This window comes from Halovivax cerinus, assembly GCF_024498195.1.
GTDB classification, from domain to species: Archaea; Halobacteriota; Halobacteria; order Halobacteriales; family Natrialbaceae; genus Halovivax; species Halovivax cerinus.
In genome coordinates this window covers 2,608,340-2,621,700 of record NZ_CP101824.1, presented here as the reverse complement: position 1 = coordinate 2,621,700, position 13,361 = coordinate 2,608,340, and the positions used below count along the sequence as shown (strand labels likewise).

12 protein-coding genes and 1 tRNA gene are annotated in these 13,361 nt (G+C 64.7%); 6 read left to right on the top strand and 7 right to left on the bottom strand.

The window, feature by feature from the left end; all coding sequences use genetic code 11:
* Complete coding sequence (locus tag NO366_RS12335; RefSeq protein WP_256531091.1) at positions 1 to 867, bottom strand: electron transfer flavoprotein subunit beta/FixA family protein; 867 nt, start codon at positions 865 to 867, stop codon at positions 1 to 3.
* 343 nt (positions 868 to 1,210) lie between these two features.
* Positions 1,211 to 2,074, bottom strand: coding sequence for a polymer-forming cytoskeletal protein (locus tag NO366_RS12330; RefSeq protein WP_256531090.1), 864 nt, complete (start codon positions 2,072 to 2,074; stop codon positions 1,211 to 1,213).
* A 101-nt stretch (positions 2,075 to 2,175) separates the two neighbouring features.
* Between NO366_RS12330 and NO366_RS12325 the strand changes: the two genes are divergently transcribed.
* Complete coding sequence (locus tag NO366_RS12325) at positions 2,176 to 2,373, top strand: DUF5800 family protein (protein WP_256531089.1); 198 nt, start codon at positions 2,176 to 2,178, stop codon at positions 2,371 to 2,373.
* Positions 2,374 to 2,417: 44 nt separating this feature from the next.
* Here the strand turns inward: NO366_RS12325 and NO366_RS12320 are convergent, their stop codons facing one another.
* Complete coding sequence (locus NO366_RS12320) at positions 2,418 to 2,969, bottom strand: DUF7097 family protein (RefSeq protein ID WP_256531088.1); 552 nt, start codon at positions 2,967 to 2,969, stop codon at positions 2,418 to 2,420.
* Positions 2,970 to 3,257: 288 nt separating this feature from the next.
* Between NO366_RS12320 and NO366_RS12315 the strand changes: the two genes are divergently transcribed.
* The 3 genes from NO366_RS12315 to NO366_RS12305 all read left to right on the top strand — a co-directional run bounded on the left by NO366_RS12315 (position 3,258) and on the right by NO366_RS12305 (position 8,117).
* Complete coding sequence (locus NO366_RS12315) at positions 3,258 to 5,825, top strand: methyl-accepting chemotaxis protein (protein ID WP_256531087.1); 2,568 nt, start codon at positions 3,258 to 3,260, stop codon at positions 5,823 to 5,825.
* 174 nt (positions 5,826 to 5,999) lie between these two features.
* Positions 6,000 to 6,350 carry a DUF192 domain-containing protein gene (locus tag NO366_RS12310; RefSeq protein ID WP_256531086.1) on the top strand — a complete coding sequence of 117 codons (351 nt, stop codon included), beginning with the start codon at positions 6,000 to 6,002 and terminating at the stop codon, positions 6,348 to 6,350.
* A gap of 177 nt (positions 6,351 to 6,527) precedes the next feature.
* Positions 6,528 to 8,117, top strand: a complete 1,590-nt coding sequence (locus NO366_RS12305; RefSeq protein WP_382274330.1) for a 2-isopropylmalate synthase — start codon at positions 6,528 to 6,530, stop codon at positions 8,115 to 8,117.
* A gap of 183 nt (positions 8,118 to 8,300) precedes the next feature.
* On the opposite strand, the gene NO366_RS12300 is transcribed toward NO366_RS12305, so the two are convergent.
* Positions 8,301 to 8,385 (bottom strand) — tRNA-Ser (locus NO366_RS12300).
* A 120-nt stretch (positions 8,386 to 8,505) separates the two neighbouring features.
* Here NO366_RS12300 and NO366_RS12295 point away from each other — a divergent pair.
* Both NO366_RS12295 and NO366_RS12290 read left to right on the top strand, forming a co-directional pair.
* Positions 8,506 to 9,456, top strand: coding sequence for an AAA family ATPase (locus NO366_RS12295; protein WP_256531085.1), 951 nt, complete (start codon positions 8,506 to 8,508; stop codon positions 9,454 to 9,456).
* Between the two features lie 102 nt (positions 9,457 to 9,558).
* Positions 9,559 to 10,110, top strand: a complete 552-nt coding sequence (locus NO366_RS12290) for a hypothetical protein (protein WP_256531084.1) — start codon at positions 9,559 to 9,561, stop codon at positions 10,108 to 10,110.
* A 611-nt stretch (positions 10,111 to 10,721) separates the two neighbouring features.
* On the opposite strand, the gene NO366_RS12285 is transcribed toward NO366_RS12290, so the two are convergent.
* The 3 genes from NO366_RS12285 to NO366_RS12275 all read right to left on the bottom strand — a co-directional run bounded on the left by NO366_RS12285 (position 10,722) and on the right by NO366_RS12275 (position 13,331).
* On the bottom strand, positions 10,722 to 11,678 hold the full coding sequence (locus tag NO366_RS12285) for a zinc-dependent metalloprotease (RefSeq protein WP_256531083.1): 957 nt from the start codon (positions 11,676 to 11,678) through the stop codon (positions 10,722 to 10,724).
* A gap of 56 nt (positions 11,679 to 11,734) precedes the next feature.
* Complete coding sequence (locus NO366_RS12280) at positions 11,735 to 12,058, bottom strand: hypothetical protein (protein WP_256531082.1); 324 nt, start codon at positions 12,056 to 12,058, stop codon at positions 11,735 to 11,737.
* Positions 12,059 to 12,119: 61 nt separating this feature from the next.
* The gene (locus NO366_RS12275) at positions 12,120 to 13,331 is read right to left on the bottom strand and encodes a serine/threonine-protein kinase (RefSeq protein ID WP_256531081.1); all 1,212 of its coding nucleotides are present in this window, start codon (positions 13,329 to 13,331) and stop codon (positions 12,120 to 12,122) included.
* Between the last annotated feature and the right edge of the window lie 30 nt (positions 13,332 to 13,361).

The following is a 13,361-nucleotide window of genomic DNA, read 5'->3' as shown; positions in this document are numbered from 1 at the left end:
TCACTCACCCCCCGCCGCGAACGGTTGCAGTTCCTCTACCACCGTTGTCATTCCGTCCTCGTCGGCGGGATCGACCATCGTCGCCTCCCGCTCGGAGGGCGCCTTGGGGATCGGATCGACCGACGAGACGATCGTCGGTGACCCGTCGAGGCCGATGCTGTCCGGGTCGAGGTTCAGGGCCTGGTGGTCCCAGACGGTGACGTGGTCCTCGTACTCTTCGGCGCGCGCTCTCGTCTCGCGGCGAAGGCGCTTGTGCTCGAGACGGTGGGCCGCCTTCCGGTAGGAGGGTTCGAACTCCGGATCGGCGACGACGAAGCTCGGAAGCCGTGATTCGACCGTCTCGATCTCGTCTACGTCGCCCTCGACGAGTCGTTTCGCCCGCAGTCGGTCCTCGTCGGGTTCGATGTCGAGGGCGAGCGCGTGGGTTACCATCGGCCAGTCCATCGCCCAGGCGGTCTGCGGACCGGTGTGGCCGGTCTCGCCGTCGGCCGTCTTGAAGCCGGCGAACACCAGGTCGATGTCGCCGACTTCCTCCTGGTAGGTCTCCAGACCGGCGCTGAGCGTGATCGCCGTCGCCCAGGTGTCGGCCGCGGCGCAGGCACGGTCCGATAGCAAGTAGAGATCGTCGGCGTAGACGGACTCCATCGCCTCGCCGAGTATCTCCTTGTATCCCGGCGGACCCATACTCATGACCGAAACGTGCCCCCCGTGACGAACCCGGGTCTGCAACGCCGCTTGCAGGGCGAATTCGTCGTTGGGGTTCATCACCGTCGGCGTCTTTCCCCGTTCCAGGTGACCCTCCTCGTTGAAAGAGACCGCTCCTTCGCTGAAGTCGGGGACGCCTTTGGTCAGGACTACCGACCGCACGGTACACCTCGCAATCGTTCGACGGTCACTCGTCCCATGCTCGTGTTTCCCTATCGAAGGAAACGGTAATAAGATGTGGGGGTGACACTCCCCGCTCCGTACAGGTCATAGAACGTATGCGTTCCCGACGCGACGCGCGTGAGTGACCCGCTTCGTGGGTATTTCAGCGAGAATGGAGGTATTCGGCGGTTACTGACCGTTCGTGGCGGTCGCTGACGGGTCGGGCTAGGCGATCGCGCGCCGTCGAATCCCCGAGCGTGACGGCCGTACGAGCGCGACGGCCGCATCCTCGATCGAGTCTGGCGCGACAATCCGGCCACCGGTTCGCAACTGACACACCGGTTCAGTCGGCTTCGGGACGCGGATCGTTCTGCATCGTGATCTGGCCCGCCGCACGCATGACACCGTCGACGACGGTGTCTGTACCGAGCTCGAGTTCGCCACAGGAGATGTCCCCGAGGACGCGAACGCCTTCAGCCAGCGTGATCGAACCGTCTCGCGTCGTCACGTCACCGTGAACTACCGTCCCCGACTCGACGTGAATGTCCCCCCGGGCTCGCAAACTCCCGTACAGTTCGGTATCACGACCGACGGTGATGGATTCCGCGCGAACGTTGCCATGGAGACGGCACTCGTCGCCGATTCGTGCGGGCGTCGATACCCGCCACGCGTCGTCGCTTACGGTCCCGTTGGCGGGAACGACGAGCGGTTCGGTCTCGGGCTCGGCCGCCGCGTCCTCGTCGATCAGTTCGTCGATCAATCGCTGGGCGGCGTCTTCCTCGCCGACGACGAGCAGGTGCTTCAAGTAGACGAACAGGAAGACGATCGTCGGCATCGGATTCCGGATGACGATCCAGCCGTTCGCCTCGAAGCCCTCCTCGATGTCGACGTCGTCGCCGATGTCCAGGTCGCCCGCGACCATCAACTCGCCGCCGATGTGAACCCGCTCGCCGAGGTACGCGTCGCCACCGACGAGGACACTCTCCGCCACGTCGGCCCACATGTCCAGGCGGCAATCGCCCTCGGCCTCGATCGCGCCGCCAAATCGGACGCCCTCGCTCGCGACGACGTTCCGACCGCGAACGCCGAATTCGACCGTCGCGCGCGTTCCGAGCAGAACGTCCCCATCGGTCACCAGATCGCGCTCCTGAGCTTCGGTCCCGTCGGGTACGACGAGTTCGTCCAGGGGAGTTCCGTGTCCGGGCACAGGCGAAACGCGCGTGCCGAACCCTAATAAACGGCCGTCAGACGCGCGGCAGACGGCGGTCGAGCGACTCGTTTTTGTGTCGACCCGTCCTACGCGTCGGCATGACGTCGCTCGCGTTCGACGACGACGGAGTCGATGTCGTCTACGAAGGGACCGAATTTCACCTGGAGAAGGCGCTCATCGAAGAGGCGACGGACAAACGCTATCACGACGTGACGGATCACGAGGTCCTGAAACTCGTCGCCGAACACCCCGACCTGAGCGGCGAGCCACGCCGAATCGGCGACATTCTCGATTGACTGTCCCGGACGCATTCCTGCGTACAGCCGATCGACACACGTAATCAGCACCGATCGTTTCGCTCCGCCGCCGTGGTGAACGACAGTTCTGCCTGTTCACGACTCCGACGAGCTTCCCGCGCTGCGATCGCGTCGGGATCCGGCGAGACGTCGTCGTCGATCCGTGCCCACGAGTCGTGGATCTTGGCGTGACACCACCGACAGAGGTAGACCGTGATCTCGTGGGAACACGCCGTCGAAACCGCGCCCACCGAATCGGCGTACGAAAGGTGGTGTTCTTCGAGGAGCGGCCGCTCGTCCGAGTGAGCGACCCGATGTTCTTCGAGCCCGCACCTGCTGCACTCCCGGTCACGGTTGCGACACCGGAAGTGTGGACAGGTCGCCCAGTCTGCCGGGTCGAGATCCGCTGCAGTTCCCGACGGAACGGCCAGACACAGATAGTCCTCCGCACGTCGCTCCCGGGCGAACGCCGGATCGTCCGCCGCGTGCTCGACGGCATACCGACACGTCCCATCGTCGGTGAGATGGTCACATCGTTCGACGTGCTCGTAGGGGTCGTCGACGCCGACCGACGTGCCATTCGGCGTTCGTTCCATCGATCGAGACCAGTATCGCCAGGGAAAAGAGTGTCGCGGTCCGGCGTCTCACCGCTGGGCCGATACCCGGACCCTGCGTGGAGACTCTTGTCCGATCCACCGACGCTCGAACGGTGCAGGTCGGTGAGCGCAGTACTCACTCGGTGTGATGGACACCTCTCTGCAAAAGATATGAACACATTATGATAATACCACATTGAGTGAACTACTTGGATAGTGAACAGGTAAGGCGGCCACAACACTTTCGTACTGTAACGTACCTGTATCTCGCATACACGGGGGGATGAAATGAACAATATCATCAGGAGTTTGATACCTACGGTAATTAGACGGAGTTACGCAACGAAGTTCGCAATTGCCCTACTCGTAATCGGCCTCGCGGTGGGGCTCGTCGGATTCGTTGGCACCTCGTTGATCACGGACAGCGTACAGGACAACGCGCTCGAAGATCAGGAGGCGCTCACAGCACAGGAAGCAGCGACGATAGACAACTGGCACAATCGGAACCTACGGACCGTCGAGAGCAACTCGAACACACCCATAATCGAAGGAGGGACGGACGAAGAGATACAGAATCGCCTGGTGAATCTCGACCTCGAACTCGGCGACGACGTCCAGAGCCTCCACGTCGCAGACATCGGTTCCGGTGAGTTGACGGCGACGACGACCGACGGCCAGTCGCTTTCAGACGTCGACTTCCCCGATCAACTCTCGTCGGACCTCTCTAGTTCGTCCGCAACGTACACCGACGCGTACGTCGCCGACGGCACGCCCGTCGTCTCCTACTACATCCGCATCGGTCACGAGGACTCGGATCGATACTCCCAGGACGCCGCACTGGTGATCACGTACGACCTCCAACAGTTGTCCGGCCGGTTCGGCAACACGTTTAGTGGCGAAACGACGGTACTAGCGCTCAACCAGGATCGGGAAATCGTACTTGACGACACGTTCACCGGAAGCGGAAGCGACGTTCTCATCGATGGCTACCTGGACGACGTCTTCCTGCAGCCCTACGAAAGCGACCAGGAGTGGATTGCACAGGCCCTCTCGGGTCAGTCTGAGAGCGACGCGATGGTCGTCGACCAGCGGTCCAGCGCCTCGATTCGCGACGACCCCCACAACTTCGACCACGAGGAGTTCGTCGGGTCGTACCACACCACCGAGATGGGGTGGACGGTCCTCGTACACACCTCGACGGACGAGGCCTTCGGGTTCGTAAACTCGGTCAATCAGTACGGAATATACGCGACGGTGGCGGGAATCCTGTTCATCGTGCTGATCGGTGCGGCGATCGGTCGAAACACCGCTTCCTCGATCGACCGGCTGACCGGAAAGGTAGCGGAGATGGAAGATGGGAACTTAGACGTCGAGTTCCAGACCGGCAGGATCGACAACATCGGACGTCTGTACGACGGCTTCGCGGAGATGCGCGACGAACTCAAACAACAGATCACCGAAGCCGAGGAGGCACGCGCCGAGGCCGAACGCGAACGCGAACGCGTCCAGCAACTCAACGACGACCTGCAGTCCGCCGCGAGTGCGTACTGCGGCGTGATGGGCGACGCCGCCGACGGTGACCTGACCGTCCGCATGGATCCCAACGCGACGGACAACGACACGATGCGGGAAATCGGCGAGGACTTCAACGACATGCTGACGGAGATCGAAGCGACGGTCGAGAGTCTGAACCAGTTCGCGACAGAGGTCGCCACGGCCAGCGAACAGGTGACCGCCTCCAGCGAAGAAGTCCGCTCGGCCAGCGAACAGGTCAGTGAGTCCGTCCAGGAGATCTCCGACGGGGCGAACCAGCAGTACGAGTCGCTCCGCTCGGTCGACAACGAGATGAGCAACCTCTCGACGACGACCGAAGAGATCGCCGCTTCGTCCAACGAGGTGGCGGACGTCGCCGAACGAACGGCACGGACGGGACGTGAGGGGAAGGAAGCCGCGAGCGAGGCGATCGATGCCGTCGAAACGCTCGAGGACGAACGGGAGTCGGTCGTCGAGGAGTTCGCCCAGCTCCGCGACGACGTCGCCCAGATCGACCAGCTGGTCGAACGGGTCGGCGAGATCGCAGAACAGACCAACATGCTCGCGCTGAACGCGAACATCGAAGCCTCTCGCTCCGCGGGTAGCGACGACGACGGCGGCTTCGCGGCCGTCGCCGCCGAGGTCAAAGAGCTCTCCCAGGACGTCAAGGAGGCGACGGAGGAGATCGACGATCAGCTGGAGGGTATCCAGACCCAGACCGAACGCTCTGCGGAGGAGGTCGAACGAACCAGCGAGGAGATCGAACGCGTCGGCGAGTTGGTGACCGACACCGTCGACGCCTTAGAGGAGATCGCCGAATACGCCCAGGAGACCAACGACGGCGTCCAGGAGATCTCCGCAGCGACCGAAGAACAGGCCGCATCGACCGAGGAAGTCGTCGCCATGATCGACGACGTCGCATCGATCGCCGAGCAGACCACGACGCAAGCCGAGGGCGTGGCCGCCGCGGCCGAAGAACAGACGACGGCGATGACCGAAGTCTCAAACTCCGCGAACGACCTGACCGAACAGGCGCTGGCCCTCTCAGAGGCGCTCGATCGGTTCGACACGGATGCACCCGCTGACGACTCCGTCGTCGGCCTCGAATACGACGAGACAGACGACGGCGGAGCCGGCGAATCGTTCGCATTCGGCGAACCAGGGGACGAGGACACCGCGTCTCCAGACGACGCCGACGACGGTCGTCCTGGCGACGACCGGGACGGTTCGACGTCTGCAACCGACGACGCGCCGTCGGACGACGGCGACGCCACGTGGGACGCAGCCGACGACGATTCCGAAACCTTCTCGCTGGACGGGTAAGCTGCGAGCGAATCGGCCGCCCCGTCTTCGCCACCTACGAGGTACCGATCGATTCGAACGGCTGGGTCACAACGTCCGAACGACCGAACCCACTGTCATCGCTCCACCCAAGCGTCGGGCGGTGTCGTCGAAATCGGGAGAGGACTTATTGTGTCGCCACACCCACCGGGACGCGTGCAGCTCGTTCACGAACCGGCGTCCGGCAACCGGACGACCGTGGCGTCGACCGTCGACACCGCGGACTCGTTCCTCGCGAAGGCTCGCGGCCTGATGTTTCGACGATCGATCCCAGACGACTACGCGATCGCGTTTCGATTCGACGATGCGCGGGTTCGAGACGTACACATGGTGTTCGTCTTCGTGGCGCTCGACGTGGTCTGGGTCGTCGACGACGTCGTCACCAGGGTCGAGACCCTGAAACCCTGGCGCGGGTTCGGCAGGGACGAAGCGGATCTCATCGTCGAACTTCCCGCCGGGGCCGCAACCGACGTCGAGCCGGGCGACGGGGTCAGGCTGCAGGAGTGACACGTCGCGGGCCATCCCCCGAAACGGTCGAACGGAGTGCTCGAAGTCGGGTCCCGAGCGGCGTGGCAAATATCACGGCCGTCGACGGGGTTAAGCCCGTTCGCCAGACGTATACAGTACACATGGCACGAGATCACTCTCACGCCGACGAGGATAGAGGAAGTCGCCGCAAGGCGGCTGGCCGGGAAATTCGCCGACTCCACTGATTCTTCACGACGCGACGCGCTCGATCCGCCCGCCACAGAGACAGGAGGCGCCGCCGAACTCTTCGAGCGCGACCGCCTCGGCCTGCTCGATACGACGTTACGTGACGGTGAACAGGCGCCGGGTGTCTCGATGGATCCCGACGAAAAGGCAGCTATCGCCCGGTCGCTCGACCGAGCCGGGGTCGACGTGATCGAGGCCGGGAGCGCGTGCACCGGCGCGGGTGAACGCGACGCGATCACTCGAGTCGCCGCACTCGATCTCGACGCTCGGGTGACCAGCTTCTGTCGGGGGGTACGCGAAGACGTCGACCTGGCACGCGAGTGCGGCGTCGACGGCGTTCACATCGTCGTCCCCGCGAGCGACCGCCACCTGGAGGGGAAAGTCGGAACCTCCCGTGAGGCGAACCTCGATCGAACCGCAGAACTGGTCACCTACGCCGTCGACCACGACCTCTGGGTCGAGGTGATCGGCGAGGACGGTTCACGCGCAGACCTCGCGTACCTCGAGACGCTGGCTGCCCGCGCGTTTGAAGCGGGCGCAGATCGCTTCTGTTTCGCCGATACGGTCGGCCACACCGGCCCCGAACGAACCGCCGAGGCCGTCGCTCGTCTCGTCGAGGTAGGGCCGGTGAGCGCGCACACCCACGACGACCTCGGACTCGGTGTCGCGAACGCCCTAGCGGCGGCCGACGCCGGTGCCGACCTCGTCCACTGCACCGTCAATGGAATCGGAGAGCGCGCCGGAAACGTCGCCCTCGAAGAGGTCGCTATCGCGCTCTCACACGTCTACGACGTCGAGACCGTCGCTCTCGACGAGGTGTACGATCTGGCCCAACTCGTCGCCCGCGCCTCGGGGATCCCGCTCCCAGCGAACAAGGCCGTCGTCGGTGACAACGCGTTCACCCACGAGAGCGGCATTCACACCGACGGCACGCTCAAGGACGACCGCATGTACGAGCCCTACCCGCCGGACACCGTCGGTCGGGAACGGCGACTCGTGCTCGGAAAACACGCCGGTCGCGCCGGCGTGCGAGCGGCTCTCGCAGACCTCGGCGTCTCTGCGACCGACGACCAGGTCGCCGCCATCGCCGGACGAGTGACCGCACTCGGGGACGGGGGCCGGCGCGTTACGGACGCCGATCTCCTCGCCATCGCCGACGACGTCACCGGTGACGACCGAGAGCGCACCGTCGAATTGACGAACCTCACCGCGACGAGCGGTGGCTCAGTTCCCACGGCCAGCGTCCGCCTCGAGGTGGCCGGCGAGGAACGCGTCGCCAGTGGCACCGGCGCCGGACCCGTGGATGCGGCCATCGCCGCCGTCCGCGAGGCACTCGGACCGGCCGCCGACGTCGAACTCGACACCTACCGGGTCGATGCCGTCTCCGGCGGGACCGACGCCGTCGTCACTGTCGAAGTCGAACTCCGACGGGACGACCGCTCCGTCACGGTCGTCCGCAGTGACGCCGACATCACCCGGGCGAGCGTCGCGGCGGTCGTCGATTCGATCGACCGGCTGCTCGACGAGGAGGCGACGGTCGACCTGTCACCAGCGGACTGAGGGACTCGGTCGCAGGCTACCCACGGCCAACGGAGTTCGGTCGCAGGCCACAGACGGTGGGTCGCCCGAATGGCATTCATCCCGGACGACGAGGACGGGAGGTATGAACCACGCCTTCGAATCTCCACTTCGGATTTTCGCGACGCAGCGTCCGCTCCACGCGCCGTGTTGCGTCGCGAAAAACGCCGAGAGGGAGATTTGAACTCCCGTGTCCGTGAGGACAGCAGATTTCGAATCTGCCGCCTTGGCCGGGCTAGGCTATCTCGGCTCGTCTCGGAGTAGCCGGGGTACGATTTTAGTGGTTTCGATTCGGGCGCAGGCGTCGTGGCCCCGTTCGGATTTCCTGTCGAATCGGAAATATTATCTGTCGAAAGAGGCAGAATCCGACATGGACGCAAGACAGGCCCACGAGGAGTGTGAACGGGTCCTCGACACGATCGGCGAGGCGGTCATCGCGGATCGTCGATTCCTCGAGGACGTCCTGATCGGGGTCGTGAGCCGGGGACACGTACTGCTGGAGGACGTCCCGGGAACGGGGAAGACGCTCACGGCGAGGTGCGTCGCCGAGGCGCTCGGCCTCGACTTCGCACGCGTGCAGTTTACGCCCGATCTCCTTCCGTCGGACGTCACCGGGACGCACGTCTACAACGAGACCGACGGGACGTTCGAGTTCAGCGAGGGCCCGATCTTCGCGAACATCGTCCTGGCCGACGAGATCAACCGCGCGCCGCCCAAGACGCAGGCCGCGCTCCTCGAGGCGATGGAAGAAGGCCAGGTAACCGTCGCCGGCGAGACGCGAGAACTGCCGAAACCGTTCATCGTCATCGCCACGCAGAATCCGGTCGAACAGGAGGGTACCTTCCCGCTCCCGGAGGCACAGGTCGATCGATTCCTGATCAAGACCGCAATAGGCTACCCCGACGAGGCCGGCGAAGTCGAACTCCTCGAACGCCGTGGCGCACGCGAGGAACAGAGTCCCTCCGTCGAACGAGTGTTCGAGGAGAGCCACGTTCGAGCGCTCCGGCGGGCACCCGAGACGATCCGAACGGATCCCGACTTGCTCGAATACATCACCGCGCTCGCCCGACAGACCCGATCCGACGGTCGCGTCGAGGTCGGCGTCTCACCGCGGGGCACGCAACGACTGTTCGAGGCCGCACGCGCGTGTGCGACGCTCCAGGGGCGTGACTACGTCACCCCGGACGACATCAAACGCGTCGCCCAACCGGTCCTCGCCCATCGCCTCGTCCTGACGCCGGACGCGGCCGTAAACGAGGTCGGAAAATCACAGATCGTCGACACCGTTCTCGAATCAGTTCCGGTTCCAACGGTCGAGTGACCCGCACTCGGCCCTGAATAGAGCGGTCCGGAAGACGTCGCCGATTCCCCGCGATCGCCGCGAGCCGATACGCTCATTTCCGTTCCATCGAAACCACGGTGTATGCGGATTCGAGAGTGGAACGATCTGCTCGACGACGTCAGCGACGAATCGACCGACCCCGGGGCGTGGCGAGCCATCGCCGGCGACCGGGCCGCCGGCGTCGGTGAGGACCTCTACCTCGCACATCCGTCCGCAGGCGTCTACCTCCTCAAGACGTACGCGAAGAATCCGTACGAGGTGCACGGCTACGGGGCGGAAGTCGCCCGCTCGTTCGACGACGAGATCGGACAGTTCCTCCCGGCCGGGGAGGCGACTGGTCGGTTCGCCGTGCAACAACCACCCGAAGACGACGACCACGCCGAGACGGTGACGGACCGACTCCAGACGGTCGTCGAAACGCACGCCGACGCACCGACGACGCCAGCGGACTTCTTCGACGACGTGATGGAGGCCCTGGAGAGTCCGGCGTTCGGTCCGATGACCTACGACGGGTACGACCGACCCGACGAACTCGACGAACTCTCAGCGCGCTTCGAGGATGCAGATTCCCTTCTCGACGCCGAGCTCGACGACCTCATCGAGACCCACGACGTCGACCGGGGCTTCATGTGACGTGGTTCGAGATATCGACCCGGCTTCCTCCCCCACCACCGGGTCAGGGTATCCGCCTCGTACCGACTGTGAACGGCACCCTCCCGGTCGAGACGCGCTCCGCACGTCGCTCTTACGGGCGCTCGTACGGGCGCTGGGTCAGGTCGACGTACTGGCCCATCACCCGTTTCCAGTGCGGCCCACAGCCGTCCAGTCGATTAATCGTTCATCTACCCAGTGTGACGTGGTCGATGCGACGGCAGATGGGGTCGTGAAAACGGCGGGAATCATCCCGCCATGTCAGAGGCAGGCACCCCACTACTGGTGCCATATACGGGTAGCGTTCATACCTACGTAGTAGTATGGCCTAATCGTTTAGGTCAGTGTGTGGGTCGGTACCAGGAGGCAATCCGGTGTCGAGGAGGTCGATACGTGGGTCGGTACCAGGAGGCAATCCGGTTTCGAGGAGGTCGATACGTGGGTCGGTACCAGGAGGCAATCCGGTGTCGAGGGCCACCGGCGACTCACCGAGACGAAACGTGTCGCTGCGTAGCGAGTGATCCACTGACACGGAGCCGATCACGCAGGGAGCGATCGAACGACGAGACGGGTCTGTGACGCGCGTTGATGTGTCAGTGCTCCCCCGATACCCGGTCGACCCACTGGTGTGGCGAGTCGAGTTCCGCCGAGGTGGGGAGTGCAGACGGATCGTCCCAGACCCGATTGGCGAACGCGAGGTCTCGCTCGGTCGCGACCGCTTCGAAGAAGCGTTTCCCTCGTTCGTACTGGCGACGTTTCAGTCCGAGACCGAGCAGTCGGCGAACGAGTCGCTGGATCGGCGAACCGGATCGACGACGATCGTCGAGTTTCCTGCGCAGGTCGACGTACTCGTCGTCGAACGCGTGATCCATCAGGAGTTCCGCGTAGCCCTCGACGACGGTCATCGTGACGTCCAGGGTTTCGAACGACTGTGCGTCGAACGAACCCGCAGAGAGCGTCTCGACGCTCCGTTCGACCTCCCGTTCGAGATGTGTCGTGAGCCACGGCGCGGTCGCGAACTCCGCGGCGTGGGTGACCTCGTGAAACGCGATCCAGCGACGAAATCGATCCCGGTCGACGGAGAGTTCGGACGCGACGCGGACGATGTTCGGGTGAACGAAGTACAACGCGTGGTCCGGAGAGTCGGCGAGCAAGAGCGGGTCGTACTGGCCCAGGACGTTCCGACCGAGAACGCCGAGCAGGACGGACATGGTCCCGGTGTTGATCGTCCGGGCGACGCCAGGGAACGGTCCGATCGACCGCTCGATCGGCGCCATCACTCGTTGGAAGGTTTCGACGTTGGCGTCGATCCAGTGGTGGCGGTTCTGCACTTCGATCGCGTCGGGAAGCGAGACGTCGACCGCGCCGACCCGTTCGATCGACCGCCGCGCCTCATCGACGTCGTCTCTGTACCCCGCCTCGTCGATCTCGTCGAGATCGAGCGATCCCGGCGGCGTCAACGACTTCGCCGCGTTCGCCACCGCGGCCCAGTCGATCGCGCGTTCGCCGGACGCGGACGCGACGGCACGCGCGCTGCGATACAGGTTCACATCCCTCCGTACGAAGGTACCGGGCAAAAGGGTTCGGCTCCGGACGGCGACACCGATCAGTTGACGACGACGTCGCGTTCGTCGAGTGATTCCGCCCCGTCGTCGCGGCGATAGCGCCGGACGGCGACTGCGATGGCGATCATGGCGATCGTTCCGGCGACCAGCGGAAACAGCCGACGGCCCGACTCGCCCTCCTCGTCCTCGGCCGGCGACGTCCCGACACCGGCAGCGTCGGCGTCCGACGACGAAGCGGACGGCGACGGTCCGATCCCGTCGGTATCCGCATCGCCACCAGTCAGCAGTTCGGAGACCGTACCCGGGCCAATCTGCGTGTCTCCGTCCAGGTGCAACTCCAGCAGAGTGTACTTCTTCTCACCCATACGTCGTCTGTCCACAGAGGGACACTTAGCCGTTGTGACCGTCCGCCACCGAACGAACCGGTCAGCACTCGAACCTGAGGACCGGACCGGAGTCGGGACGCACCGGCGCGATACGACTACCGTCGGTGAGTCGAACGCGGTCTGCCGGCCGAGTGTCCGGTACGGCCTCGCCAGCCGATCGTCGCCGTTCGAGACCGTCGCGAGAACACACGTAGCGCCACTCACCGTCACGCTCCACGTAGGTTCCGTTGAGGCTCCGATCGACGAGGATCCACCCCTCGTGAGTCCGGTCGATTCGGGCGTGCGTGGGTGAGAGGTATCCGTCCTCGTCCGGAAGGACGATCGCCGGTATCTCACCGGCGGGGTCGAATCGTCCCACGCACTCGCCCGGACGGACGCCGATTCTCACTCCGGTCGACTCGGCCGTGAGCGTCGCCATCCGGGCGGAACCGTCGAGCACGGATTCCAGAGCGTCGAGGAGGACCCTCGCGTCTTCGTACCGGTCCGATGGGAGGGGTTCCGTCGCCCGCCTGACGACCGTCGCGAGGTCGGCCGCACACTCGATCCCGCGTGACCACGGATCGATCGGCGCCCAGTCGGCCAGCTTCGTGCCGTCACAGCCCGAAACAGAACCGGCCAGCAGAACGTACAGGAGGACGCCGAGTGAGTACACGTCCGAGTGTGGGCCAGCCGGCTCGTCCTGTGCGTCCGTCGGCGACAGTTCCGGCGGTTTGTACGGATCGTGATGGAAGAGCGGCGACGAGCCATCGCCGACCCTCACCGCCGAGTTGAGGTCGATAACGGCGGGTGGGCCGCGTCGACGACACAGCACGTTCGCGGGCTTCAGATCGAGATGTGCGACACCGTTGTCGTGTAAGAACGCCAGGGCTCGACAGATCGGTCGGCCCAGGGACGCGACGGTGTCTACGCCCGGCGTCGCACCCTCGACGATCCGATCGGCGAGTGCGCCGCCGCGAATCAACTCAGAGACGACGTATCGGTCCGCACCGTCTATCGATGCATCGACGAACTGAACGAGCGACGCTGGCGTCGGTGCGTCCGCGAAGTGACTAATCCAGTGACACTCCCGCTCGAAGTGTCGTGTGACCTGAGCGGGCTCGTTCGTCCCGTCCCGCTCGACCTTGATCGCCACCGGCCACTCGCGCTCTAGATCCGTTCCGCGCCAGACCGTCGACAGTCCACCAGCCGCCAGTCGGTCCTCGAGTCGGTAGCGATCGCCGACGATGCGATCCGGCGCTCCGTCGTCACTCATCGCCACCCACGTCCGGCGGGAGGTGTGAGC